Source organism: Klebsiella sp. 7-CIP_Kleb., from assembly GCF_050378655.1.
GTDB lineage: Bacteria > Pseudomonadota > Gammaproteobacteria > Enterobacterales > Enterobacteriaceae > Klebsiella > Klebsiella quasipneumoniae.
Genome location: NZ_JBNRLJ010000002.1, coordinates 96310 through 121293 on the forward strand (window position 1 = coordinate 96310; position 24984 = coordinate 121293).

The 24984-nt window shown below is 59.1% G+C and carries 22 protein-coding genes; 13 read left to right on the forward strand and 9 right to left on the reverse strand.

What is annotated here, in order from left to right:
• Positions 1–45: 45 nt before the first annotated feature.
• Complete coding sequence (locus ACQUTI_RS08070) at positions 46–1353, forward strand: sulfurtransferase (protein WP_004203802.1); 1308 nt, start codon at positions 46–48, stop codon at positions 1351–1353.
• A 50-nt stretch (positions 1354–1403) separates the two neighbouring features.
• Here ACQUTI_RS08070 and ACQUTI_RS08075 read toward each other — a convergent pair whose 3' ends face one another.
• Positions 1404–2018, reverse strand: a complete 615-nt coding sequence (locus ACQUTI_RS08075) for a CDP-alcohol phosphatidyltransferase family protein (RefSeq protein ID WP_254465560.1) — start codon at positions 2016–2018, stop codon at positions 1404–1406.
• An 86-nt stretch (positions 2019–2104) separates the two neighbouring features.
• Here ACQUTI_RS08075 and ACQUTI_RS08080 point away from each other — a divergent pair, with 86 nt between their 5' ends.
• Both ACQUTI_RS08080 and gdhA read left to right on the forward strand, forming a co-directional pair.
• Positions 2105–2515, forward strand: a complete 411-nt coding sequence (locus ACQUTI_RS08080; RefSeq protein WP_057216769.1) for a pyrimidine (deoxy)nucleoside triphosphate diphosphatase — start codon at positions 2105–2107, stop codon at positions 2513–2515.
• A 182-nt stretch (positions 2516–2697) separates the two neighbouring features.
• Positions 2698–4041, forward strand: a complete 1344-nt coding sequence (gene gdhA, locus ACQUTI_RS08085; RefSeq protein ID WP_004203797.1) for an NADP-specific glutamate dehydrogenase — start codon at positions 2698–2700, stop codon at positions 4039–4041.
• A 43-nt stretch (positions 4042–4084) separates the two neighbouring features.
• Here gdhA and ACQUTI_RS08090 read toward each other — a convergent pair whose 3' ends face one another.
• The 3 genes from ACQUTI_RS08090 to selD all read right to left on the reverse strand — a co-directional run bounded on the left by ACQUTI_RS08090 (position 4085) and on the right by selD (position 8229).
• Positions 4085–5065, reverse strand: a complete 981-nt coding sequence (locus ACQUTI_RS08090) for an NAD(P)H-quinone oxidoreductase (protein WP_117124067.1) — start codon at positions 5063–5065, stop codon at positions 4085–4087.
• 175 nt (positions 5066–5240) lie between these two features.
• A complete protein-coding gene (locus tag ACQUTI_RS08095; RefSeq protein ID WP_004203795.1) occupies positions 5241–7181 on the reverse strand; it encodes a DNA topoisomerase III in 1941 nt (646 codons plus the stop codon).
• A 4-nt stretch (positions 7182–7185) separates the two neighbouring features.
• Positions 7186–8229 (reverse strand): selenide, water dikinase SelD, encoded by a 1044-nt coding sequence (gene selD / locus ACQUTI_RS08100; RefSeq protein WP_023318002.1) that lies wholly within the window; start codon positions 8227–8229, stop codon positions 7186–7188.
• A 225-nt stretch (positions 8230–8454) separates the two neighbouring features.
• Here selD and phoC point away from each other — a divergent pair, with 225 nt between their 5' ends.
• The gene (gene phoC / locus ACQUTI_RS08105; protein ID WP_004203793.1) at positions 8455–9201 is read left to right on the forward strand and encodes an acid phosphatase PhoC; all 747 of its coding nucleotides are present in this window, start codon (positions 8455–8457) and stop codon (positions 9199–9201) included.
• A 734-nt stretch (positions 9202–9935) separates the two neighbouring features.
• On the opposite strand, the gene ACQUTI_RS08110 is transcribed toward phoC, so the two are convergent.
• On the reverse strand, positions 9936–10487 hold the full coding sequence (locus ACQUTI_RS08110; RefSeq protein WP_004176531.1) for an NAD(P)H nitroreductase: 552 nt from the start codon (positions 10485–10487) through the stop codon (positions 9936–9938).
• A gap of 166 nt (positions 10488–10653) precedes the next feature.
• Here ACQUTI_RS08110 and sppA point away from each other — a divergent pair, with 166 nt between their 5' ends.
• The 5 genes from sppA to yajD all read left to right on the forward strand — a co-directional run bounded on the left by sppA (position 10654) and on the right by yajD (position 16248).
• Entirely contained in the window at positions 10654–12507 is a 1854-nt protein-coding gene (sppA, locus tag ACQUTI_RS08115; protein ID WP_254465559.1) for a signal peptide peptidase SppA, read from the forward strand.
• A 138-nt stretch (positions 12508–12645) separates the two neighbouring features.
• Positions 12646–13665, forward strand: a complete 1020-nt coding sequence (gene ansA, locus ACQUTI_RS08120; RefSeq protein WP_064794772.1) for an asparaginase — start codon at positions 12646–12648, stop codon at positions 13663–13665.
• A gap of 9 nt (positions 13666–13674) precedes the next feature.
• Complete coding sequence (pncA, locus tag ACQUTI_RS08125) at positions 13675–14316, forward strand: bifunctional nicotinamidase/pyrazinamidase (protein WP_254465558.1); 642 nt, start codon at positions 13675–13677, stop codon at positions 14314–14316.
• A 170-nt stretch (positions 14317–14486) separates the two neighbouring features.
• Complete coding sequence (locus ACQUTI_RS08130; protein ID WP_004203789.1) at positions 14487–15740, forward strand: glycoside hydrolase family 18 protein; 1254 nt, start codon at positions 14487–14489, stop codon at positions 15738–15740.
• A gap of 163 nt (positions 15741–15903) precedes the next feature.
• Positions 15904–16248, forward strand: coding sequence for an HNH nuclease YajD (gene yajD / locus ACQUTI_RS08135; protein ID WP_002901254.1), 345 nt, complete (start codon positions 15904–15906; stop codon positions 16246–16248).
• A gap of 93 nt (positions 16249–16341) precedes the next feature.
• Here yajD and ACQUTI_RS08140 read toward each other — a convergent pair whose 3' ends face one another.
• On the reverse strand, positions 16342–16620 hold the full coding sequence (locus ACQUTI_RS08140) for a YeaC family protein (protein ID WP_004203787.1): 279 nt from the start codon (positions 16618–16620) through the stop codon (positions 16342–16344).
• Between the two features lie 43 nt (positions 16621–16663).
• Entirely contained in the window at positions 16664–17077 is a 414-nt protein-coding gene (gene msrB, locus ACQUTI_RS08145; RefSeq protein WP_004203786.1) for a peptide-methionine (R)-S-oxide reductase MsrB, read from the reverse strand.
• A gap of 338 nt (positions 17078–17415) precedes the next feature.
• Here msrB and gapA point away from each other — a divergent pair, with 338 nt between their 5' ends.
• Positions 17416–18411, forward strand: coding sequence for a glyceraldehyde-3-phosphate dehydrogenase (gapA, locus tag ACQUTI_RS08150; protein WP_004203784.1), 996 nt, complete (start codon positions 17416–17418; stop codon positions 18409–18411).
• 74 nt (positions 18412–18485) lie between these two features.
• Positions 18486–19370 carry a D-hexose-6-phosphate mutarotase gene (locus ACQUTI_RS08155; RefSeq protein ID WP_004203783.1) on the forward strand — a complete coding sequence of 295 codons (885 nt, stop codon included), beginning with the start codon at positions 18486–18488 and terminating at the stop codon, positions 19368–19370.
• A gap of 60 nt (positions 19371–19430) precedes the next feature.
• Here the strand turns inward: ACQUTI_RS08155 and ACQUTI_RS08160 are convergent, their stop codons facing one another.
• Positions 19431–20285 (reverse strand): aldo/keto reductase, encoded by an 855-nt coding sequence (locus ACQUTI_RS08160; protein WP_023317989.1) that lies wholly within the window; start codon positions 20283–20285, stop codon positions 19431–19433.
• 91 nt (positions 20286–20376) lie between these two features.
• Complete coding sequence (locus ACQUTI_RS08165; RefSeq protein ID WP_004203780.1) at positions 20377–21123, reverse strand: MipA/OmpV family protein; 747 nt, start codon at positions 21121–21123, stop codon at positions 20377–20379.
• Positions 21124–21539: 416 nt separating this feature from the next.
• Between ACQUTI_RS08165 and yeaG the strand changes: the two genes are divergently transcribed.
• Both yeaG and ACQUTI_RS08175 read left to right on the forward strand, forming a co-directional pair.
• Positions 21540–23474, forward strand: coding sequence for a protein kinase YeaG (gene yeaG / locus ACQUTI_RS08170; protein ID WP_004203779.1), 1935 nt, complete (start codon positions 21540–21542; stop codon positions 23472–23474).
• A gap of 85 nt (positions 23475–23559) precedes the next feature.
• Entirely contained in the window at positions 23560–24843 is a 1284-nt protein-coding gene (locus ACQUTI_RS08175; RefSeq protein WP_049115129.1) for a YeaH/YhbH family protein, read from the forward strand.
• The last annotated feature ends 141 nt before the right edge of the window (positions 24844–24984 follow it).

Below are 24984 nucleotides of genomic sequence, written 5' to 3' on the forward strand. Positions count from 1 at the left end.
GCAAGCGGAGAATACGCCCTCCACTTTTTACCGTCGGGCATTTCGATGAAACGTGTTTCTCAATTGACCGCACTCGCCCTGTTCATGGGGCTTGCTGCTTCCACCACCTTCGCCGCTGAAACCATGCCAGCGCTCACTCTTTCCCACCTGCAACAGCAGCACGGCGTGGCCATCGACACCCGCCTGAGCGCTTATTACAACGGCTGGCCGCAGCGCGCCAACGGCCCGGAAGGGCATGAGCCGCAGGCGCTGAATCTTTCCGCCCGCTGGCTCGGCGCCATGAGCGACGAGCAGCTCCGCGGCTGGGCTAAGCAGCACCAGCTCCAGGCCGATACCCCCCTCGCGCTGTACGGCAGTCCTGAGGATAACGCCAGCGTCGCGGCGCGACTGAAACAAGCGGGCTTCACCCGGCTCAACACCCTGAGCGACGCCCTGAGCCAGGGAGACCGTCTGCAAAAGCTGCCGCACTTTGAACAGCTGGTTTATCCGCAATGGTTGCACGACCTGCAGCAAGGGAAAAGCGTGGCCGCCGCCCCGGCCGGCGACTGGAAAGTAGTTGAGGCCGCCTGGGGGGCGCCGAAGCTCTATCTGCTGAGCCATATCCCGGGCGCGGGCTATATCGATACCAATGAGGTGGAGAGCGAACCGCTGTGGAATAAAGTGTCCGATGCGCAGCTGAAGGCGATGCTGGCGAAGCACGGCATCCGCCATGACACCACGGTGATCCTCTACGGTCGCGACGTTTACGCCGCGGCGCGTGTGGCGCAGATCATGCTGTACGCCGGCGTCAAAGACGTGCGCCTGCTGGACGGCGGCTGGCAGACCTGGTCCGACGCCGGTCTGCCGGTGGAGCGCGGCATGCCGCCGACGCCGCAGCCGGCGCCAGATTTTGGCGCGCCGATCCCCGGCCAGCCGCAGCTGATGCTGGATACCGAGCAGGCCCGCGGCCTGCTCCACCGTCAGGACGCCTCGCTGGTCAGCGTCCGCTCGTGGCCGGAGTTTATCGGCACCACCAGCGGCTACAGCTATATCAAACCGAAGGGCGATATCGCCGGCGCCCGCTGGGGCCATGCCGGAAGCGACTCCACGCACATGGAAGACTTCCATAACCCGGACGGCACCATGCGCAGCGCCGACGATATCGCTGCCCTGTGGCGCCAGTGGAACATCCTGCCGAACCAGCAGGTGGCGTTCTATTGCGGGACCGGCTGGCGGGCCTCGGAAACCTTCATGTATGCCCGGGCCATGGGCTGGCCGCACGTCGCTGTCTATGACGGCGGCTGGTACGAATGGAGCAGCAACCCGCACAATCCGGTCGCCCGCGGCGAGCGCGGCCCGGAAAGCAGTCAGTAACCCCCCCCCACCAGCGCGTCGCCACCAGCCGGCGACGCGCGCTTTCCCGCTCACGCCACCCGCTTTAAGGTCTGGTAGCCGCTGGCGATACGCGTCGCCGTCGTCAGCCAGCATAGCGCGCCAAACAGCCACGCCAGCCAGGCAAAATGCGCCGGAAACAGGCAGCTGAGGACAAACAGCAGGATGGTTTCCGTCCCCTCCGTCAGCCCCCCGAGGTAGTGCAGCGATTTATGGGCATAGCCGGGATTGGCGATCTGGTGCTTTGCCGCCAGCGCGGCAAAGGCGAGAAAGCTGCTGCCGGTGCCGATAAAGGCAAACAGCAGCCAGCCGCCCGCCAGAGCGTTATTTTGCGGATCCGCCAGGATAAAACCGAACGGCACCAGGGCATAGAAGAGAAAATCCAGTGAGATATCGAGAAAACCGCCGGCGTCGCTCAGCCCGCGCCGCCGCGCCAGGGCGCCGTCCAGGCCGTCCAGCAGGCGGTTGAGAAGAATGGCCGCCAGCGCCGCGCCATACCACCCTAATGCCAGAAATGGCAGAGCCAGCACGCCGATGGCAAAACCGAGCAGCGTCAGCCTGTCTGGTGAAATACCCGGGCGGTCAAGCGCGCCGGCGACAGCGGTAAGGAGGGGTTTGAGGCGAGGATGCAGGTGGCTATCAAGCACGAGGGTCTCCAGCAGAGTTGGCGGTTGTCAGTGAAGGTCTATGGCGGTGATAATAGGCCAGTTTGGCCTTATTAACGTTGATGCTTATGCTAAAAATGATTGAAGTTGTCGCCGCCATTATTGAACAGGATGGCAAAATTCTGCTGGCGCAGCGCCCGCCCCACGCCGACCAGCCGGGAATGTGGGAGTTCGCCGGCGGCAAAGTGGAGCCAGGTGAAAGCCAACCGCAGGCGCTGACCCGGGAACTGCAGGAGGAGATGGGCATCATCGCCCACCCGGCATGCTATATCGCCAGCCATCAGCGGGAAGTCTCCGGTCGTCAGATCCATCTGCACGCCTGGTGGGTGCCGGATTTTCAGGGCGTGCCGCTGGCCCACTATCACAGCCAGCTGCGCTGGTGCCTTCCTGCCGACGCCTTAACCCTCGATCTCGCCCCGGCCGATATCCCCCTCCTGCACGCCTTTATCGCCCAGCGCCCGTCCCTTTCCCTCCGCTGATCCGCTCGCCGCCTCGTCATCGTTTTTAGTTATGACGGGCGGGCAATTATAAATTTTGCTGACGGCTTAATTTTTCCTTGCTTGCCTAAGGATTAGCGGTGTTATAGTCGGAAAATCGGTTTTTTCAAGGACCGAATCATAATAAATACATGCAACCACAACCATAAGGGGAACTTATATCTATGGATCAGACGTGCACTCTGGAAGGCTTTCTCACCCGCGTTCAACAGCGCGATCCTCATCAAACCGAATTTGCTCAAGCCGTCCGGGAGGTCATGACCACCCTGTGGCCTTTCCTTGAGGAAAATCCGCGCTATCGTCAGCTTGCTTTGCTGGAACGTCTGGTGGAACCGGAGCGCGTGATCCAGTTCCGCGTGGTGTGGGTGGACGACCGCAATCAGGTCCAGGTCAACCGCGCGTGGCGCGTGCAGTTCAACTCGGCCATCGGCCCGTATAAGGGCGGAATGCGCTTCCACCCGTCGGTAAACCTGTCGATTCTCAAATTCCTTGGCTTCGAGCAGACCTTCAAAAACGCCCTGACCACGCTGCCGATGGGCGGCGGGAAAGGCGGCAGCGATTTCGATCCTAAAGGCAAGAGCGATGGCGAAGTGATGCGCTTCTGCCAGGCGCTGATGACCGAGCTTTATCGCCATCTGGGCCCGGATACCGACGTACCGGCGGGCGATATCGGCGTCGGCGGCCGCGAGGTCGGCTTTATGGCCGGAATGATGCGTAAGCTCTCCAACAACAGCGCCTGCGTCTTCACCGGTAAAGGCCTCTCCTTCGGCGGCAGCCTGATCCGTCCGGAAGCCACCGGTTACGGCCTGATCTACTTCACCGAAGCGATGCTCAAACGTCACGGCCTCGGCTTCGAAGGCGCTCGCGTGGCGGTTTCCGGCTCCGGCAACGTCGCGCAATACGCCATTGAGAAAGCGATGGAGCTTGGCGCGCGGGTGGTCACCGCCTCCGACTCCAACGGCACCGTCGTTGACGAAGCGGGCTTCACCAAAGAAAAACTGGCCCGCCTGATCGACATCAAAGAGCGTGCCCACGGCCGGGTGGCCGACTACGCCCGCGAATTTGGCCTCACCTATCTCGAAGGCCAGCAGCCGTGGTCAGTGCCGGTGGATATCGCTCTGCCTTGCGCCACCCAGAACGAACTGGATGCCGACGCCGCTCGCCAGCTGATTGCCAACGGCGTGAAGGCCGTGGCGGAAGGCGCCAACATGCCAACCACCATCGCCGCGACCGATCTGTTCCTTGAAGCTGGCGTGCTGTTTGCCCCGGGCAAAGCGGCCAACGCCGGCGGCGTGGCGACGTCCGGTCTGGAGATGGCGCAGAACGCCGCGCGCATGGGCTGGAAAGCGGAAAAAGTGGATGCCCGTCTGCATCACATCATGCTGGATATCCACCACGCCTGCGTGCAGTACGGCGGTGAAGCGAAGCAGACCAACTACGTGCGCGGCGCCAATATCGCTGGTTTCGTCAAGGTGGCGGACGCCATGCTGGCCCAGGGCGTGATTTAACCTCCCCTCACGCCATCCCGGCGGCTGCCCGCCGGGATGTCTCTCACGATGTCATCGTGATCACCACTTTCCCCAGATGCTGACCACTGTCCAGACAGGCATGCGCCTCGGCAATTTCCGCCATCGGGTAGCTGGCGTAGATCATCGGCTTGCATTTCCCAGCCTCAAGCAGCGGCCAGACGTGGCGCCGCAGCGCCTCGGCAATCTCCTGTTTCTCCGCCGCCGTCCGGCCGCGCATGGTGGAGCCGGTGACGGTGGCCCGCTTGAGCATCAGGGTCTGAATGTCGACCTCATGGGCCATTCGCCCGCCCATAAAGCCGATGATGACCAGCCGCCCGTCCTTTTTCAGCAGCCCCAGGTTGCGGTTAAAGTAAGGGCCGCCCACGATATCCAGAATGACATCCACCCCTTCATCGTTGGTCAGCTGATGAATTTTCTCAGCAAAATCTTCGGTTTTGTAGTTGATCGCCGTGGCGTAGGGCCGCAGCGCGGCAATTTTTTCGTCCTGGCCAACGGTGGCATAGACGGTCATCCCCAGCGCGTGACACAACAGGATCGCGGTGGTGCCAATCCCGCTGGCGCCGCCGTGGATCAGAATGCTCTCGCCGGGCTGCAGCTTACCGAGCTGGAAAACGTTCGCCCACACCGTGAAGAAGGTTTCCGGAATGGCGGCCGCTTCGCTATAGCTGAGGCCCGCCGGGATCGGCAGCGTCTGGCCTGCCGGGACGGCGCAGTATTCGGCATACCCGCCGCCGTTGGTCAGCGCGCAGACGCGATCCCCGGGGGCAAAGGCCGCGACCTGCGCACCAACCTTCACGACCACGCCCGCCACCTCGAGGCCGGGCACGGGGGTAACCCCCTCAGGCATGGGATACAGACCCTGGCGCTGCAAAATATCCGGCCGGTTGACGCCCGCCGCTTTCACCTCGATGAGCACCTCATGTTCCCCGATAGTGGGGATCTCACCTTCGCGGATCTGCAATACCTCCGGGCCACCCGGTTGGCTGATAGCGATATATTTCACGGGTCCTCCTTATCGCCTGTGAGAGAATTAAGCAAGGCATCGGGAAGGGCAATGGGCGCCCCCGTTCTGCGGGGCGATCGTCCCCCCCTTCCCGGCTGTTTAGTGTAGACCATTGACCAGTCTGGCGGAGAAACGGCGGCCGTGGGGAATGGCCTCCTCACGGCCGCCGGGCAGGTTATTGCGGCGGCGGCGCGGCATCCTCTGCCGCTTTTTTGCCTTTCGCTTTGCCTTTACTGAACGATTTTTTCGCCCCGCCCGGCGCCACCAGACCGCGGAACTGGCGCACCGGCGTGCTGCGCGCCTGCTCGATTAGCTGATACAGCGTGCCCACCAGCGGCTGCATAAAGTCCTGATAGCGGCACTGTTTCTCGCTGATTTGCGTCAATACCGACTCCCAGTGGGCGGTCATGTCCGGTCGACCGGCCATCTCCGGCAGGGAATGAATCAGCGCCCTTCCGGCCTCCGAGGAGTGGATATAGCGCCCCTTTTTAGTCAGGAAACCGCGCTTAAACAGCAGCTCGATAATCCCGGCGCGGGTTGCTTCGGTGCCGAGGCCGTCGGTGGCGCGGAGGATCTTCTTCAGATCTTTATCCTGCACGAAGCGGGCAATCCCGGTCATCGCCGACAGCAGCGTGGCGTCGGTAAAGTGGCGCGGCGGCTGCGTCTGGCGCTCCACCACTTCGCCCCTCTCGCACAGCAGTTCATCGCCTTTGGCCACCACTGGCAGCGGCGTGCCGTCGTTCTCTTCATCGCGCTCTTTGCTGCCAAGCAGCGTCCGCCAGCCCGCCTCGGCCAGAAAACGCGCTTTGGCGACAAACTTACCGTTGGCGATCTCGAGGTCAATCTGGCATTTACGGAACACCGCGTCCGGGCAGAACTGCATCAGATACTGGCGGGCGATCAGGGTGTAGACCTTCGCTTCGTTATCGGTGAGTTTGACCTGGCTGCTGCGGGCGGTCGGGATAATCGCATGGTGCGCGTCGACCTTTTTATCATCCCAGCAGCGGTTGCGGATCTCCGGATCCACCACCGGCTGCGGCAGCAGATCCGCCGCATGGACGGCAATCGCATTCAGCACCGCATGGCGGCCGGCGAAATGTTCTTCCGGCAGATAGCGGCTGTCCGAGCGCGGATAGGTGATGAGCTTGTGGGTTTCATACAGCTTCTGGCAGATATCCAGCACGTTTTGCGCGCTGAAGCCGAAACGTTTGGCCGCCTCAATCTGCAGCGCCGACAGCGAAAACGGCAGCGGCGCGGGTTCGGAATCGCGCTTATCGTTATAGCCGGTCACCAGCGCCGGCTGGCCTTCAATACGCTTAACCACGTGCTCGGCCAGCGGACGATGCAGCAGGCGCCCTTCTTCATCCTGGTAAGGTTCGCAGGCTTCGCTCGGCACCCAGGTCGCGACAAAGCGCTCCTCCTGCGGCGTGACGATATGCGCTTTGACATCGAAGAAGTCTTTGGCGACGAAGTTTTCAATCTCTTCATCGCGGCGCACCACCAGGCCGAGCACCGGGGTCTGCACCCGCCCCACGGAGAGCACCCCCTGATAGCCGGCGTTGCGCCCCAGCAGGGTATAGGCCCGGGTCATATTGATGCCGTACAACCAGTCGGCGCGCGCCCGCGCCAGCGCCGACACGCAAAGCGGCACAAACTCGCTGTTAGCGCGCAGGCGGTTGATCGCCCGCTCAACCGCCTGCGGGTTAAGATCGTTTATCAAACAGCGCTGCACCTGCTGACGCTTCTCCGGCGCCAGCTGCAGGTAGTCGAGCACCTCATCCACCAGCAGCTGCCCCTCACGGTCGGGGTCGCCGGCGTGGATAACCTCCTCGGCCTCGCCCAGCAGGCGCTTGATGACATTCAGCTGTTTGGTGACCGAAGGTTTTGGCTGCAGCTGCCATTTCTCCGGCACAATCGGCAGATCGGTGAGATTCCAGCGGGCATAGCGGCTGTCATAGACGTCCGGCTGCGCCTGCTCCAGCAGGTGACCGATACACCAGGTGACCACCTGCCCATTGCCGCACTCAATAAAGCCATCGCCTTTGCGATGCGGTTTAGGCAACACATCGGCGATAGCCCGACCGAGACTCGGTTTTTCTGCAATAAACAACCGCATCGAATCAACGGATCTCGATCATGGGTCGTCCGCCGCGGGCGGTCACCAGCTCGCCGATGGCGGCCAGCTTAATACCGAACTCCGCCGCGGCAGCCTGCACTTCCGCCTCCGCCTCCGGGGTCACCGCCAGCAGCAGACCGCCGGAGGTCTGCGGGTCGCAGAGCAGATCGCGCCACTCCGTCGGCATCTCGCCCATCAGATGGCCGTAGCTGGCAAAGTTGCGCCCGGTGCCGCCCGGCACCGCGCCGGCGGCGATATACTCCTCCACCCCCGGCAGTTTCGGGATATCGGCATAGCGCAGTTGCGCCTGCACGCCGGCTCCGCGACAAACCTCGCTGAGGTGGCCGAGCAGGCCAAAGCCGGTGACGTCGGTCATCGCCTTCACCCCGTCGATAGCGGCAAACGCGGCGCCGGCGAGGTTCATCTGGCACATGGTCTCCGTCGCCAGCCCCTGATGCTCCGGCTTGAGCAGCGATTTTTTCTCTGCGGTGGTCAGCACGCCGATCCCCAGCGGTTTGGTGAGATACAGTTTGCAGCCCGCCTGCGCGGTGCTGTTTTTCTTGATGCGCTCGGTGGGCACCACGCCGGTGACCGCCAGACCGAAGATCGGCTCCGGGGCGTCAATGGAGTGGCCGCCCGCCAGCGCGATCCCGGCCTGCTGGCAGGCAAAGCGCCCGCCCTCCACCACCTCGCGGGCGATTTCCGGCGCCAGGGTGTTGATCGGCCAGCCGAGAATGGCAATCGCCATAATCGGTTTCCCGCCCATGGCGAAAATATCGCTGATGGCGTTGGTGGCGGCAATGCGGCCAAAGTCGAACGGATTATCGACAATCGGCATAAAAAAGTCGGTGGTGCTGACGATTGACGTGCCATTACCGAGATCGTAAACGGCGGCATCATCGCTGGTTTCGTTGCCGACAAGCAGGTTCGGGTCGACGAACTTCGCCTGCTCGCTATGCAGGATGGTTTCCAGCACTTTCGGGGAAATTTTACAACCACAACCGGCTCCGTGGCTGTATTGCGTTAAACGAATGGCTTGCTCGCTCATGGACATCTCCTGTCATTGCAATCCCGCTATGTTAGCGCCCAAACGCCAGGGTGGTAAGTACGACAGTCTGAAATCGCGTATGGTTGCTCATTAAGCAGACAAAAAGCCGTTTTTGCGAGACGCGGCAATTTTTTCCCGACCATTTTCACTTTTACTTAAAGATGACAGAAATGTGACAACACAGGACTGTCTTCTCTGGAATGATTATGACGTAAGGAAATTCTAATGAAAAAGCGTGTTCTTGCCCTTTGCCTGGCCAGTTTTTTCTCCGTTAACGCCTTCGCACTGGTTCCCCCCGGTAACGATGTCACCACCAAGCCCGATCTCTACTATCTGACCAATGCCCAGGCCATCGACAGCCTGGCGCTGTTGCCGCCGCCGCCGGCGGTGGGCAGTATCGCGTTCTTAAACGATCAGGCGATGTATGAGCAGGGGCGCCTGCTGCGCAACACCGAGCGCGGGAAGCTGGCGGCAGAGGATGCCAACCTCAGCGCGGGCGGCGTGGCTAACGCCTTCTCCAGCGCCTTCGGTTCGCCGATCACCGAAAAAGACGCGCCGCAGCTCCATAAGCTGCTGACCAATATGATTGAAGACGCCGGCGATCTGGCGACCCGCGGCGCGAAAGAGAAGTATATGCGCATTCGGCCGTTTGCCTTCTACGGCGTCTCCACCTGCAACACCACCGAGCAGGACAAGCTGGCGAAAAACGGCTCTTACCCGTCCGGGCATACCTCCATCGGCTGGGCCACCGCCCTGGTGCTGGCGGAGATCAACCCGCAGCGGCAGAACGAAATTTTGAAGCGCGGCTATGAGCTTGGCGAGAGCCGGGTGATCTGCGGCTATCACTGGCAGAGCGATGTCGATGCGGCGCGCATCGTCGGCTCCGCGGTGGTCGCCACGCTGCACACCAACCCGGCCTTCCAGCAGCAATTGCAGAAAGCCAAAGACGAATTCGCCAAAACGCAGAAGTAACGTCATCACCGTTGAACTCCCGGATACGGCGCCTGGCGCGCCTTGTCCGGGCGACAAATCGCGATTGATTCGAAGGGTAGGGTTTGAAGGCCGGGTCAGGCGCCAGCCGCCGCCCGGCATAGATGCGGCTCCGAGCTTGCTGCCGTCGCCCGGCGGCGCTGCGCTTGCGCGGCCAGCCGGACGGTTCCCTCTCCCTCCGGGAGAGGGCCAGGGTGAGGGGAAGCACTGCAGTGTGGTTGTTTATGTTATCTGTGGCTTCAGCGTAGTTTGCGCTCCCGGTTAATCGTCTGCGTTATGTCACTCATGGCGCCGGGAGCGCACAGGGGGCGGCCAGTCGCCGCCGCCCCCTGTACCCCCGGGATCCGGCCAGCAAAATCGCCGCTGCGCGGTCCCTTCGACTTATCCCTGCAGGCTTCGGGTCGGGCCGAGGCAGCGTCCATGCAAAACACGGCCCTCAGCCCGCATCCATGCGGGCTGCCCCGGCCTGCCGGGAACGTCTCAGCGATTTTGAGGCCGCCAGCACCGGCAGTTTCAGCAAGAAAAGTGAATAAATTAACGACAGGTCGTACGAACGTAGGCCGGGTAAGGCGACAGCCGCCACCCGGCACAAAATCGGCTCCGTACCCGCTGTCCTTGCCCGGCGGCGCTGCGCTTGCGCGGGCCTACAGACAGTCAGAGCCGGATGCGTTGGCCGGGTAAGGCGCAAGCCGCAGCCCGGCATAACACCCGCTGACTCAGAATCGCGTCACAAACGGCGCGGTATCCGGCAGGGCAATGGTGGTTGAGGCTTTCAGCTGCGGCGTGCCCAGATAGAGGAAACCGACGATTTTATCCTGCTCGCGGCACTCGAAGCCGGCGCGCACCACCGGGCTCTCGGTCAATGCTCCGCTGCGCCAGATGCCGTTGAATCCCTGAGCCAGGGCCGCCATCTGCATCGCCATCACCGCGCAGCCAGCGGACATCTCCTGCTCCCAGCGCGGCACCTTCGGGTGGTCTTCACAACGCGCCACGACGGTAATGATTAGCGGCGCGCGGAACGGCGCATTTCGGGCTTTCTCTATGCCCTTCTCATCCTGACCGGCCTCCCTGGCCCCCTTTTCCAGCAGCTGACTGAAGCGTTCGCGGCCGTCATCGGCGATAATGAAAAAGCGCCACGGCTGCAGGGTGCCATGATCCGGGGCGCGCAGCCCGGCGCGCAGAATGTTTTCCAGCTGTTCGCCGGCCGGGGCCGGTTCCGCCAGGCGGGAAGCGCTGCGGCGATTAAGCAGTAGGTCGAGAGCATCCATCTGTATAACTCCTGTGATGTCATTTTTCATAAAATTAACATGCACAAGGATTTTGTTACAGCGCGGTCGGTGATTCCTGCTGACAACCGACGGCTCACTCTTTAGGATAGCCAGACGCGGCGGCCCCTGCGGCCTGCCCATTTTTAGATAACGTTAGGGAGAAGACATGCGAACCCTTTGGCGACTGATTGCCAGCTTTTTTAAATGGACGTGGCGGATACTCAACTTTATTCGCAAACTGGCCCTCAATGCGATCTTCCTGGTACTGGTGCTGGTGTGTATCGGCATCTGGAGCCAGTTCAGCAGCACCACCAGCGAACATGCCGCCCGCGGCGCGCTGCTCCTGGATATTACCGGCGTGGTGGTGGATAAACCTTCCGCCAGCAGCAAACTCGGCGTGATAGGCCGCCAGCTGTTTGGCGCCAGCTCGGACCGTTTGCAGGAGAATTCTCTGTTCGATATCGTGCAGACCATCCGTCAGGCGAAGGATGATCGTAATATCACCGGTATTGTGCTGGATCTGAAAAACTTCGTCGGCGGCGATCAGCCGTCCATGCAGTACATCGGTAAAGCGCTGCGCGAATTCCGCGACAGCGGCAAACCGGTCTATGCCGTCGGCAGCAGCTACAGCCAGGGCCAGTACTACCTGGCGAGCTTTGCCAACAAAATCTGGCTCTCGCCGCAGGGCGAGGTAGACCTCCACGGCTTCGCCACCAACGGGCTGTATTACAAGTCGCTGCTGGATAAGCTGAAAGTCTCCACCCATGTCTTCCGCGTCGGCACCTATAAATCCGCCGTCGAGCCTTTCATTCGCGATGACATGTCCCCTGCCGCCCGCGAAGCGGACAGCCGCTGGATTGGCGAACTGTGGCAGAACTACCTCAACACCATTGCCGCCAACCGGCAGATCACCACCCAGCAGCTCTTCCCGGGCGCCCAGGGCATTATCGATGGCCTGCGTAAAGTGGGCGGCGATACGGCGAAATATGCGCTGGACAATAAGCTGGTGGATGAGCTGGCGACCTCCACGGAAGTGGAAAAGGCGCTGACCAAACAGTTTGGCTGGAGCAAAGCGGATAACAATTATCGGGCGATTAGCTATTACGACTACAACGTGAAGACGCCGTCTGACCAGGGTTCCGCTATCGCGGTGATCTTCGCCAACGGCGCCATCATGGACGGCGAGGAGACCCCGGGCAACGTCGGCGGCGACACCACCGCAGCGCAAATTCGCGATGCGCGCCTCGACCCGAAAATTAAGGCCATCGTTCTTCGCGTGAACAGCCCTGGCGGCAGCGTGACCGCCTCGGAAATCATTCGTGAAGAGCTGGCGGCAACCAAAGCCGCGGGTAAACCGGTGGTCGTTTCAATGGGCGGCATGGCGGCGTCCGGCGGCTACTGGATCTCCACCCCCGCGGATTACATCGTGGCGAACCCAAGCACCCTCACCGGCTCCATTGGCATCTTTGGGGTGATCAACACCGTGGAAAATACCCTCGGGTCGATTGGCGTCCACACCGACGGCGTCGCCACGTCGCCGCTGGCGGATATCTCCAGCACCAAAGCGCTGCCCCCGGAAGTGCAGCAGCTGATGCAGTTGAGCATTGAGAACGGCTATCAGCGCTTTATCACCCTGGTGGCTAACGCCCGTAAGAGCACGCCGGAGAAAATCGACCAGATAGCCCAGGGCCACGTCTGGACCGGGGAAGATGCCAAAGCCAACGGTCTTGTCGACAGCCTCGGCGATTTTGACGACGCGGTGGCCAAAGCCGCCGAGCTGGCGAAGCTGAAAACCTGGCACCTTAACTACTATCAGGAAGAGCCAACCTTCTTCTCGATGGTGCTGGACAGCCTGACCGGCTCGGTACGCGCCTCGCTGCCGGCCGCCATTCAGGCCTGGCTGCCTGCGCCGGTGGCCGCGGCGGCCGAGACGGTGAAAGCGGAAAGCGACAAGCTGGCGGCGTTCAACGACCCGCAGAACCGCTATGCCTTCTGCCTGACCTGCGCCAACATTCGTTAATACGCAGCGGCTGCCCCGTCTCACGGGGCAGCCTTTTTTCCGCACCTGCCAGCGCCGCCACAAAGCGAGCGGCCAACACTGTATTTTTTCCTCCGTCTCTTTATACTGCGCCTGTCTACGACCAACCTAAGCGATGCTATGCAAAAAAAATCGATTTACGTTGCCTACACCGGTGGGACCATCGGTATGCAGCGCTCCGAACACGGCTATGTACCCGTTTCCGGCCATCTGCAGCGTCAGCTGGCGCTGATGCCGGAGTTCCATCGTCCGGAGATGCCGGACTTCACGATCCATGAATACCATCCGCTGATGGATTCATCCGATATGACCCCTGAGGACTGGCAGCACATCGCCGACGATATCCGCAGCCATTACGCGGAGTATGATGGCTTTGTGATCCTCCACGGGACCGACACCATGGCGTTTACCGCCTCAGCGCTGTCGTTCATGCTGGAAAATCTCGGCAAACCGGTGATTGTGACAGGGTCACAAATCCCGCTGGCCGAGCTGCGTTCCGACGGCCAGATCAACCTGCTCAATGCCCTGTACGTCGCCGCCAACTATCCGATTAATGAAGTGGCGCTGTTCTTCAACAATCGACTGTACCGCGGCAACCGTACCACTAAAGCCCATGCCGACGGCTTTGACGCCTTCGCCTCGCCCAACCTCGCGCCGCTGCTGGAGGCCGGGATCCATATTCGCCGTCTCGGTACCCCGCCGGCGCCGCAGGGCCGTGGGGAGCTGATTGTGCACCCCATCACCCCGCAGCCGATTGGCGTGGTGACGATTTACCCCGGCATCTCCGCCGACGTGGTGCGTAATTTCCTGCGCCAGCCGGTGAAAGCGCTGATCCTCCGCTCCTACGGCGTCGGCAATGCCCCGCAGAATGGCGAGTTTATTCAGGTGCTGGCGGAAGCCAGCCAGCGCGGCATTGTGGTGGTCAATCTGACGCAGTGTATGTCCGGCAAAGTGAACATGGGCGGCTATGCCACCGGCAATGCCCTCGCCCAGGCGGGAGTCATCAGTGGTTTCGATATGACGGTGGAAGCGACGCTGACCAAGCTACACTATCTGCTGAGCCAGCAGCTGGACGTTGACGCCATTCGCGCGGCGATGCAGCAGAATCTGCGTGGCGAACTGACCCCTGACGAAGCTTAAGGAGGACGTATGGCACATCGAGCGCTGTTACTGGTTGATTTGCAGAACGACTTCTGCGCCGGCGGCGCGCTGGCGGTTCCCGAAGGCGACAGCACCGTCGAAGTGGCCAACGCGCTTATCGACTGGAGCCTGGCGCGCGGCGAGCCCATCGTCGCCAGTCAGGACTGGCATCCGGCGGATCACGGCAGCTTCGCCAGCCAGCACCAGGTGGAGCCCTACACCGTGGGCGACCTGGATGGCCTGGCGCAAACTTTCTGGCCGGATCACTGCGTTCAGCACAGCGAAGGCGCGGCGCTGCATCCCCTGCTCCAGCAGCAGGCGATCGCCGCCGTGTTCCACAAAGGGCAAAACCGGGTCATCGACAGCTACAGCGCTTTTTTTGACAACGGTCACCGGCAGAAAACCGAACTGGACGGCTGGCTGCGTGGTCAGGGGATCGTGGAGCTGACCGTTCTCGGCCTCGCCACCGATTACTGCGTCAAGTTCACCGTGCTGGATGCTCTGGCGCTCGGCTACGCGGTCAACGTCATCACCGACGGCTGCCGCGGGGTGAACCTTCAGCCGCAGGACAGCAGCCAGGCGTTTATGGAGATGGCCGCCGCGGGCGCCACGCTCTATACCCTTGATGACTGGCGGGAAACCCACGCCTGATCCTTCACCCGGCGCTTCCGCGCCGGGTCTTCTTCTGCCGCTTCGTTATCGTCCATAAATTGAACTCTCTCGCAGTTTCAAGAGGTTATTGCTGGTAGTCTGGCAAGGCTGTTTTTTCGCCACGCCATTTCCGTGGCGCGGTTATTTTTTTATGTCAAAGAGGAACCACTATGAAACGTTTGCCCTTGCTGGCAGCCTTGCCCCTGCTTTGCGCTTCCGCGCTCTCTGCCCAACCGCTGATGTCCGTCGGCTATTTCAACGGCGGCGGCGACGTCACTGCCGGGCCGGGCGGGGATATCGACAAGCTGGACGTCCGGCAGATCACCCATCTCAACTACTCGTTTGGCCTTATCTATAACGATGAAAAAGACGAGACCAATGCGGCCCTGAAGGATCCTGACCATCTGCACGAGATCTGGCTGTCGCCAAAGGTGCAGGCGGATCTGCAAAAGCTCCCTGCCCTGCGTAAACAGAACCCGGACCTCAAGGTCCTGCTTTCGGTCGGCGGCTGGGGGGCGCGCGGTTTCTCCGGCGCGGCGGCAAGCAAAGAAACCCGTAAGGTGTTTATTCAGTCTGCGCAGGAAATCGTTGAAAAATATGGTCTGGATGGGATTGACCTCGACTGGGAGTTTCCGGTCAACGGCGCGTGGGGGCTGGTTGCCAGTCAACCGGCCGATCGCGATAACTTTACCGCGCTGTTAAAAGAGCTGCGCGCAGCGTTTGGTACGAAGAAACTGGTCACTATTGCCGTGGGCGCCAACGCCGAGAGCCCGAAAAGCTGGGTGGATGTCAAAGCGGTGGCCCCGGTGCTGAACTACATCAACCTGATGACCTACGACATGGCCTACGGCACGCAGTACTTCAACTCGAACCTGTATGACTCCAGCCACTGGCCGACGGTTGCGGCGGCGGATAAATACAGCGCCGATTTTGTGGTCAACAATTACCTGGCCGCCGGGCTTAAACCCAGCCAGATGAACCTCGGGATTGGTTTTTATGGCCGGGTACCAAAACGGGCGGTCGAGCCGGGGATTGACTGGAGTAAAGCGGATGCGCAAAAGAACCCGGTCACCCAGCCCTATTTTGGTCCACAGCAGATCGCGCTGTTTGCCTCGCTGGGCTATGACCTGAGCAAAGACACCTACGTGAAATACAATGATATCGTGGGCAAATTGCTCAACGATCCGCAGAAACGCTTTACCGAGCACTGGGACGATGAGGCGAAAGTCCCGTGGCTGTCGGTGCAGTCCGCGGAGGGCAAGCCGCTGTTCGCCCTCTCCTATGAGAACCCGCGCTCGGTAGCCATTAAGGCGGACTACATCAAGGCGAAGGGCCTCGCCGGGGCGATGTTCTGGGAGTATGGCGCCGATGACCAGAACCAGTTGGCCCGCCAGCTGGCGGAATCCCTGGGGATCAAACACTAATCGCGGCTGTTCCTCCGCCGCATCGTCGCCGCCGGGCGGCGTGACGCAGGCAGCATCGCCTGCAATGCAGGTATATCGCGCCGCCCGGGATAGGTTATGATGCCTGTTATCCGCTGCGCCAGGGGCTGGCGCAGCTTAACCGTTTGACAGGAGGCAGGGGGCCATGGCCTATATCCCCAAAAATTACGCACGTCTGGAAGTGGGTTATCGCGAAAAGGCGCTCAAGCTCTTTCCCTGGGTATGCGGACGCTGCTCGCGGGAGTTTGTCTACTCCAATCTGCGCGAGCTGACGGTGCACCATATCGATCACGACCACTCCAATAACCCGGAAGATGGCAGCAACTGGGAGATGTTGTGCCTCTACTGTCACGATCACGAACACTCCAAGTACACCGAAGCCGATCAGTATGGCTCCACGGTGGTGGCCGGCGAAGATGCGCAAAAGAGCGTCGGCGAGGCCACCTACAATCCGTTTGCCGACCTGAAAGCGATGATGAACAAAAAGTAAGCGAAGCGGCTGACCGCCGGGCGCGGTCGTGGACGCTGACCCTTCCGGCTCCGGATCACCCGACGCCGGAACCTCTCCCCGCCGGCCGGCGGTTTATTGCAGCTTCACGGTGGCGATCGGCTTCGGCACGATACCGAAATCTTCTTTCAGCTGCTGTTTGCTCTTCATCACCATCTGCCCGCGGGTGTCGATGGTCATATGCTGGGCGTCGGTGTTATACCGGGCCTGCCACAGCATCACCAGCTGCAGGCTATTTTCCTTCTGCTCCGGCGTCAGCGCCACGCCATCCGGCCATTTTCCCAGCTCCACCGCCGTCGCCAGACGCTGATACACTTCCGGGGTCATGCTGTCGATAATTTGCTCAATATCCATCTTCCGCTCACCTCCACCTGGAATAATTTGCTGAATCGTTTCTTCAACCCTTGATCTGCTCGCCGTTCTGCTCATCGGTGAAGCTGAGCGACGCCGAATTCACACAATAGCGCTCGCCTGTCGGCTGCGGGCCATCCGGAAACACGTGACCGAGGTGGGCATCACAATTTCCGCAGCGGATCTCTATGCGCTGCATGCCGTGGGAGCTGTCGTCCAGATAGCGAATGGCCTCTTCGCTTACCGGCTCGTAGAAGCTCGGCCAGCCGCAGCCGGAGTCGTACTTGGTCTGGGAGTTGAACAGCGGCGCATCGCACACCAGGCAGTGATACACGCCATTTTTCTTGTTGTGCAGCAGCCGTCCGGTGAAAGGCGGTTCGGTACCATGATGTTGGGTCACGTAAAACTGCATTTCGCTCAAGCCGTTTTTCAGCTCTTCCGGGGAGGGTTTATTTGCCATGGGCTTACATCTCGCTTTGCAATGGACAACTTTCGCCCCAATTCTAACAAAACATTAACAATGAAGCGTACACTTTTGTTCTAAACTTATCCGGTGCCCACAGGCAGCCAGATAATTGTGACTTAAATCACGTTTTTATCTTAAATGCCCTTTAAAATTCCGCGCGCAGCCCCCATATGGAATTGGGCTCAAAGGGAGAGTGAGGCAAATCAATCGCGCAAAGGTCTGCTCAGGATTGATTTGTCGCAATGATTGACACGATTCCGCTTGACGCTGCGTAAGGTTTTTGTAATTTTACAGGCAACCTTTTATTCACTAACAAATAGCTGGTGGAATATATGACTATCAAAGTAGGTATCAACGGTTTTGGCCGTATCGGTCGCATTGTTTTCCGTGCTGCTCAGAAACGTTCTGACATCGAGATCGTTGCAATCAACGACCTGTTAGACGCAGAGTACATGGCTTACATGCTGAAGTATGACTCCACTCACGGTCGTTTCGACGGCACCGTTGAAGTGAAAGACGGTCATCTGGTCGTTAACGGTAAAAAAATCCGTGTTACCGCTGAACGTGACCCGGCTAACCTGAAGTGGGACGAAGTTGGTGTTGACGTTGTTGCTGAAGCAACCGGTATCTTCCTGACCGACGAAACCGCTCGTAAACACATCACCGCTGGCGCGAAAAAAGTCGTTCTGACTGGCCCGTCCAAAGACAACACCCCGATGTTCGTTCGCGGCGCTAACTTCGACACTTACGCTGGCCAGGACATCGTTTCCAACGCATCCTGCACCACCAACTGCCTGGCGCCGCTGGCTAAAGTCATCAACGACAACTTCGGTATCGTTGAAGGCCTGATGACCACCGTCCACGCTACCACCGCTACCCAGAAAACCGTTGATGGCCCGTCTCACAAAGACTGGCGCGGCGGCCGCGGCGCAGCTCAGAACATCATCCCGTCCTCTACCGGCGCTGCTAAAGCAGTAGGTAAAGTACTGCCAGAACTGAACGGCAAACTGACCGGTATGGCGTTCCGCGTTCCGACTCCGAACGTATCCGTTGTTGACCTGACCGTTCGTCTGGAAAAAGCAGCGTCCTACGAAGAAATCAAGAAAGCTATCAAAGCCGCTTCTGAAGGCGCAATGAAAGGCGTTCTGGGTTACACCGAAGACGACGTTGTTTCTACCGACTTCAACGGCGAAGTTTGCACTTCCGTGTTCGATGCTAAAGCGGGTATCGCACTGAACGACAACTTCGTTAAACTGGTTTCCTGGTACGACAACGAAACTGGCTACTCCAACAAAGTTCTGGACCTGATTGCCCACATCTCCAAATAAGTTGAGATGAAAAAGTAATCTGTAAGAGCGACTTCGGTCGCTCTTTTTTTTGTCTGCAGAGATAGGATTGCACAATGATAAATAAAATTTTTGCTCTCCCGGTGAATGAAACCATTTCGCCCGTTATCTCCCGTCGCCAGCTGGACGACCTGGAGCTGATTGTCATCGACCATCCGCAGGTGAAAGCCTCTGTGGCGCTGCAGGGGGCGCATCTGCTCTCCTGGAAACCCGCCGGTGAAGAAGAAGTCCTGTGGCTGAGTAACAACACCCCGTTTAAACAGGGCGTCGCCCTGCGCGGCGGCGTGCCGATTTGCTGGCCCTGGTTTGGCCCATCGGCGCAGCAGGGCCTGCCGTCGCACGGCTTTGCCCGCAACCTGCCGTGGACCCTGGAAGGCCATGATGAAGACGACGGCGGCGTGATGTTGACCTTTGCGCTGCAGAACAGCGCCGAAACCATGAAGCTGTGGCCGCATGAGTTCACCCTCTATGCCCGCTTCAAGCTGGGCAAGACCTGCGAAATCGAGCTGGAAGCCCACGGCGAATTTGAGACCACCTCTGCCCTGCACAGCTACTTCAACGTCGGCGATATCGCGGCGGTGAAAGTGAGCGGTCTTGGCGAGCGCTATATCGATAAAGTGAAAAATGCCGAAGAAGGCGTTCTGAGCAACGGCGTGCAGACCTTCCCGGATCGTACCGACCGCGTCTATCTCGACGCCGAAGGCTGCAGCGTGATCCACGACGACGCGCTCAGTCGCACTATCGACGTGGTGCATCATCATCAGCACAACGTGGTGGCCTGGAACCCGGGCCCGGCGCTGTCCGTCAGCATGGGCGACATGCCGGACGATGGCTACAAAACCTTCGTGTGCGTCGAAACCTGCTGCGTGACCCAGCCGCAGAAAGCCAGTGAAGAGACCCCGTCTCGCCTGGCGCAAACCATCAGCGTGAAAAAACGCTAAGCGCAAAAAGCCCCGTTTATCACGGGGCTTTTTCTCTTCTCCACCAGGATGCGCTGTGGGTTAAACCATATCCAACCGCGTTTTCCGCGGCGGCGGTGGATAGAGGCGGTCCAGCTGCGCAAGCTCTTGCGGGCTGAGAACGAGATCAAGCGCGGCGGCATTCTGCACCACATGTTCAATACTGGCCGCTTTCGGGATCGCCAGCATTCCCGGATGACGAATCACCCAGGCCAGCAGCAGCTGCGCCACCGTCACGCCCCGCTCGTTAGCCATTTTGATGATATCGGTATGCTGAAAAAGTCCATCGCGTAAGCGCCCCGCCTGCGCCAGCGGACAATAGGCCATCACCGGCAGGGTGTGCTGCTGGCACCAGGGCAGGAGATCGTATTCAATGCCCCGCGACGCGAGATGATAGAGCACCTGATTGGTGGCGCAGCGTTCGCCACCCGCCGTGCGCCACAGCGCCTGCATATCGTCGGTGTCCAGATTGGAGACGCCCCAGCGGCGGATTTTACCCTCGGCCACCAGCCTTTCCATCGCCTCGACCGTCTCCTCTAGCGGGATATCGCCCCGCCAGTGCAGGAGATACATATCCAGATAGTCGGTCTGCAGCCGGCGCAGACTGTTTTCACAGGCGCGGCGCATCGCCGCGCCGCCGGCGTGCCAGGGATAGACTTTGGAGACCAGCACCACCCGGTCGCGCAGGCCGCGGACCGCCTGGCCCACCACCTCCTCCGCCCCGCCGTCGGCATACATCTCAGCGGTATCGATTACCGTCAGGCCATGGTCGATGCCCGCGCGCAGTGCAGCCACCTCCTGCTGACGCTGCGCCGCGTTCTCGCCCATATACCAGGTCCCCAGCCCGATGGCCGGAACTGCCGCCTGCTCGCCAAAGCATACTGTTTTTTTCACCATCGTCTCCTCCTTAGCGCCCTGCACCACCATAAAGCAAAACAGGGCACGAAGCCCTGTTTTGATGCATAAAGCGCACTGTAATAATGCACAATCAGAAGGTGTAAGTGATCCCGGTTGAGATCAGACCGCTCCAGGATTTGTCCACCATCGGACTATCGGTAATTTCATCCGACAGACGGGTGTAGCGCGCAATACCGTATACGCTCCAGTCGCCGAGGAAGCGATAGTTGGCCGACAGCTCCAGATACGGGTTCCAGCTGCTGTCCGGATCGTAGCTGCGCATGCCGCTGCGACGGGACTCATGCTGCGAGACGCCATAATAGTATTCGTTCTGATTGTCGCTGTTCCACTCCACGCCGATGCCCGGCGTCAGCGTCAGGTTCCCGTTGGTGTAGCGGTACAGCCAGGCGAGATCCCAGTTGATGCCGTTGCTGTTATCCAGCGTATCGCCGGCAATCGTCGTGCGCAGGAAACCATAGGGCGTGTTGTGGACATAAGAAAGACCGGCCATCACGGTTGATTTACGTTTATCCAGGCGACGCATTTGTTCGCTATCGCTGTCGCCCGGCTTGAAGTACATCGGCGACCAGTAAGCCGTTATCGACAGCTTATCATTGGTGTCATTCCACAGGTAGTAACCCCCACCCAGACCGTGGAACCAGAAGTTATCGCTCTCATAACTAATGACCGGCACCGGATACACATCCGCATCATACTGCTTGTACGGATGCTCAACGATGCCGACGCCAGCGCCAAGCGTGAACTTCCCATCGGCATGCGCCGCGCTGGCGGAGGTCGCAATCAGCACGCCGAGTGCCAGAAGTTTGATTTTAGTCACAATCCATATTCCCGTTGTCAAATAATCAGCCCGTGCAGTTTACCGTCGTAGGTCTCATGCCTCAAATTCTTTACCCGATATGACACAAATCGTTCACTTTCCCACCCTTCTCTTACCATCTGGTGACAGCCCGATGACAGCTTCACGTCCCGGCGAAGCAAAAAGCGTCTTTTTCAGGATGAGTTATTGATATGTCATTGAAATTGATTTTCTGCGTCATGCAAGATTTCTAAATGCATCTACGCTTAAATTTAGAAGGTGTAATTGCAGGGCACATTCACGCTACCCCACCCGCAACCTGGCATAAGGGTTGCTGGATACCAGGAGAGCGATGTTCAGCTTATGTCTTCCGGGGGCCCCCACTATTCATATGAACGGCTCTCAACCTGTGCTAAAAAACGAAAGGACGGCATGCCATGAATATATTCGATCACTATCGCCAGCGCTATGAAGCTGCCAAGGACGAAGAGTTCACACTGCAGGAGTTTCTTACCATCTGCCGGCAAGATCGCAGTGCCTATGCCAATGCGGCAGAACGTCTGTTGATGGCCATTGGTGAACCCGTCATGGTTGATACGGCTCTCGAGCCGCGGCTATCCCGTCTCTTTTCAAACCGGGTTATCGCACGCTATCCGGCGTTTGAAGAGTTTTACGGTATGGAAGACGCCATTGAGCAGATCGTTTCCTACCTCAAGCATGCCGCCCAGGGGCTGGAAGAGAAGAAACAGATCCTCTATCTGCTGGGACCGGTGGGCGGGGGTAAATCATCGCTGGCTGAACGGCTGAAAGCCCTGATGCAGCGCGTGCCTATCTATGTGCTGAGCGCCAACGGCGAGCGCAGCCCGGTTAACGATCACCCGCTGTGCCTGTTCAATCCGCAGGAGGATGCGCAGATCCTTCAGAAAGAGTATGGCGTCCCTACCCGCTATCTCGGCACTATTATGTCGCCATGGGCGGCCAAACGCCTGCATGAGTTTGGCGGCGATATCACGAAATTCCGCGTGGTCAAAGTCTGGCCATCGATTCTCGAACAGGTCGCCATCGCCAAAACCGAACCGGGCGATGAAAACAACCAGGATATTTCGGCGCTGGTGGGTAAAGTGGATATTCGCAAGCTGGAACACTATGCGCAGAACGACCCGGACGCCTACGGCTACTCCGGTGCGCTGTGCCGCGCCAACCAGGGGATCATGGAGTTCGTCGAGATGTTTAAAGCGCCGATCAAGGTGCTGCATCCGCTGCTGACCGCGACTCAGGAAGGTAACTACAACGGGACCGAAGGGATCTCCGCCCTGCCGTTTAACGGGATCATCCTTGCCCACTCCAACGAATCGGAATGGGTGACCTTCCGTAATAACAAAAACAATGAGGCCTTCCTCGACCGCGTCTATATCGTCAAAGTGCCTTATTGCCTGCGGATCTCCGAAGAGATCCGTATCTATGAAAAACTGCTCAACAGCAGCGAGTTGACTCATGCGCCATGCGCTCCGGGCACTCTGGAAACGCTGGCGCGCTTCTCGATTCTGTCGCGCCTGAAAGAGCCGGAAAACTCGAGCATCTACTCGAAAATGCGGGTCTATGACGGCGAGAGCCTGAAAGATACCGACCCGAAAGCGAAATCCTATCAGGAGTATCGCGACTACGCCGGGGTGGATGAAGGGATGAACGGGCTCTCCACCCGCTTCGCCTTTAAGATCCTCTCAAGGGTGTTTAACTTCGACCATGTTGAAGTGGCGGCCAACCCGGTGCATCTGTTCTATGTCCTGGAGCAGCAGATTGAGCGCGAACAGTTCCCGCAGGAGCAGGCCGAGCGCTATCTGGAGTTCCTCAAAGGCTATCTGATCCCGAAATACGCCGAGTTTATCGGCAAAGAGATCCAGACTGCCTATCTGGAATCCTACTCCGAGTATGGGCAGAACATTTTCGATCGCTATGTCACCTACGCTGACTTCTGGATCCAGGATCAGGAATACCGCGATCCGGACACCGGCCAGCTGTTTGACCGTGAATCATTGAATGCCGAGCTGGAGAAAATTGAGAAGCCGGCCGGGATCAGCAACCCGAAAGACTTCCGTAATGAAATCGTCAACTTTGTGCTGCGCGCCAGAGCCAACAACAGCGGACGTAATCCGAACTGGACCAGCTATGAGAAACTGCGCACGGTTATTGAGAAGAAAATGTTCTCCAATACCGAAGAGCTGTTGCCGGTCATTTCGTTTAACGCCAAAACCTCAACCGATGAGCAGAAAAAACACGACGACTTTGTCGACCGCATGATGGAGAAAGGCTACACCCGCAAACAGGTTCGCCTGCTGTGCGAGTGGTACCTGCGGGTTCGTAAATCGTCCTGATGCGTCCAGCCCGGCGGTGCGCCGCCGGGTCAACTGCAGCTGAATGATGATAAGTAAAGTTGGCTAATGCAGTACAGGAGGGCATATGACCTGGTTCATAGACCGACGCCTGAACGGGAAAAACAAAAGCGCCGTCAATCGTCAGCGCTTTTTGCGCCGTTATAAGGCGCAGATTAAACAATCAATCTCCGAGGCCATCAACAAGCGCTCGGTGACCGATATTGAGAGCGGAGAATCCGTCTCGATCCCGACGGACGATATCAACGAGCCGATGTTTCATCAGGGTCGCGGCGGACTACGCAACCGCGTCCACCCGGGTAATGACCATTTCGTGCAAAACGATCGGATCGAACGCCCGCAAGGGGGCGGCGGCGGCGGTGGCAGCGGTCAGGGGCAAGCCAGCGCCGATGGCGAAGGGAAGGATGAGTTTGTCTTCCAGATTTCAAAAGATGAGTACCTGGATCTTCTGTTTGAAGATCTCGCCCTGCCGAACCTGAAGAAAAATCAGCACCGGCAGCTAAACGAGTTTAAAACCCATCGCGCGGGTTTTACCTCTAACGGGGTGCCGGCCAACATCAGCGTGGTGCGTTCGCTGCAGAACTCGCTGGCCCGCCGGACGGCGATGACCGCCGGCAAGCGCCGTGAACTACGCGCTCTGGAGGAGGATCTGGAGACCATCAGCCGCAGCGAGCCGGTGCAGCTGCTGGAGGAGGAGCGCCTGCGCAAAGAGATTGCCGAACTGCGGGCTAAAATTGAACGGGTGCCGTTTATCGACACCTTTGACTTACGCTACAAAAATTATGAAAAACGGCCAGAGCCCTCCAGCCAGGCGGTAATGTTCTGCCTGATGGACGTCTCAGGCTCGATGGACCAGGCCACCAAAGACATGGCCAAGCGCTTTTATATCCTACTGTATTTGTTTCTCAGCCGGACCTATAAAAACGTCGATGTGGTCTATATCCGCCACCACACCCAGGCGAAAGAGGTGGATGAACACGAATTCTTCTATTCTCAGGAAACCGGCGGCACCATCGTTTCCAGCGCCCTCAAGCTGATGGATGAGGTGGTGCAGGCGCGTTATGACCCGGCGCAGTGGAACATCTACGCCGCCCAGGCGTCGGATGGCGACAACTGGGCCGATGACTCCCCACTGTGCCACGAACTGCTGGCGAAGAAAATTCTGCCGGTGGTGCGTTATTACAGCTATATCGAAATTACCCGCCGGGCGCACCAGACCCTGTGGCGCGAGTATGAACACCTGCAGGCGACCTTTGATAATTTCGCCATGCAGCATATTCGCGACCAGGAGGATATCTACCCGGTATTCCGCGAACTGTTTCACAAGCAGTCCTCTAAAAGTGAAGCGTAGTTAAATAAAATCAGCCAGTTAGCGTCACCTGCTGGCTGATTTATTTTTTAAATGCTTTTATTTCTCTATTAATCAATACGCTCATTTTTTGTGCAGAATAGATGCAGCTGCCTCATCGCAAAATGCTTCTTTCCCCCATGT

Coding starts and splice junctions, on each gene's coding strand:
- ACQUTI_RS08070 (WP_004203802.1), top strand. CDS start 46: ATGAAACGTGTTTCTCAATTGACCGCACTCGCCCTGTTCATGGGGCTT.
- ACQUTI_RS08080 (WP_057216769.1), top strand. CDS start 2,105: ATGCTAAAAATGATTGAAGTTGTCGCCGCCATTATTGAACAGGATGGC.
- gdhA (WP_004203797.1), top strand. CDS start 2,698: ATGGATCAGACGTGCACTCTGGAAGGCTTTCTCACCCGCGTTCAACAG.
- ACQUTI_RS08095 (WP_004203795.1), bottom strand. CDS start 7,181: ATGCGGTTGTTTATTGCAGAAAAACCGAGTCTCGGTCGGGCTATCGCC.
- selD (WP_023318002.1), bottom strand. CDS start 8,229: ATGAGCGAGCAAGCCATTCGTTTAACGCAATACAGCCACGGAGCCGGT.
- phoC (WP_004203793.1), top strand. CDS start 8,455: ATGAAAAAGCGTGTTCTTGCCCTTTGCCTGGCCAGTTTTTTCTCCGTT.
- ACQUTI_RS08110 (WP_004176531.1), bottom strand. CDS start 10,487: ATGGATGCTCTCGACCTACTGCTTAATCGCCGCAGCGCTTCCCGCCTG.
- sppA (WP_254465559.1), top strand. CDS start 10,654: ATGCGAACCCTTTGGCGACTGATTGCCAGCTTTTTTAAATGGACGTGG.
- ansA (WP_064794772.1), top strand. CDS start 12,646: ATGCAAAAAAAATCGATTTACGTTGCCTACACCGGTGGGACCATCGGT.
- pncA (WP_254465558.1), top strand. CDS start 13,675: ATGGCACATCGAGCGCTGTTACTGGTTGATTTGCAGAACGACTTCTGC.
- ACQUTI_RS08130 (WP_004203789.1), top strand. CDS start 14,487: ATGAAACGTTTGCCCTTGCTGGCAGCCTTGCCCCTGCTTTGCGCTTCC.
- yajD (WP_002901254.1), top strand. CDS start 15,904: ATGGCCTATATCCCCAAAAATTACGCACGTCTGGAAGTGGGTTATCGC.
- ACQUTI_RS08140 (WP_004203787.1), bottom strand. CDS start 16,620: ATGGATATTGAGCAAATTATCGACAGCATGACCCCGGAAGTGTATCAG.
- msrB (WP_004203786.1), bottom strand. CDS start 17,077: ATGGCAAATAAACCCTCCCCGGAAGAGCTGAAAAACGGCTTGAGCGAA.
- gapA (WP_004203784.1), top strand. CDS start 17,416: ATGACTATCAAAGTAGGTATCAACGGTTTTGGCCGTATCGGTCGCATT.
- ACQUTI_RS08155 (WP_004203783.1), top strand. CDS start 18,486: ATGATAAATAAAATTTTTGCTCTCCCGGTGAATGAAACCATTTCGCCC.
- ACQUTI_RS08160 (WP_023317989.1), bottom strand. CDS start 20,285: ATGGTGAAAAAAACAGTATGCTTTGGCGAGCAGGCGGCAGTTCCGGCC.
- yeaG (WP_004203779.1), top strand. CDS start 21,540: ATGAATATATTCGATCACTATCGCCAGCGCTATGAAGCTGCCAAGGAC.
- ACQUTI_RS08175 (WP_049115129.1), top strand. CDS start 23,560: ATGACCTGGTTCATAGACCGACGCCTGAACGGGAAAAACAAAAGCGCC.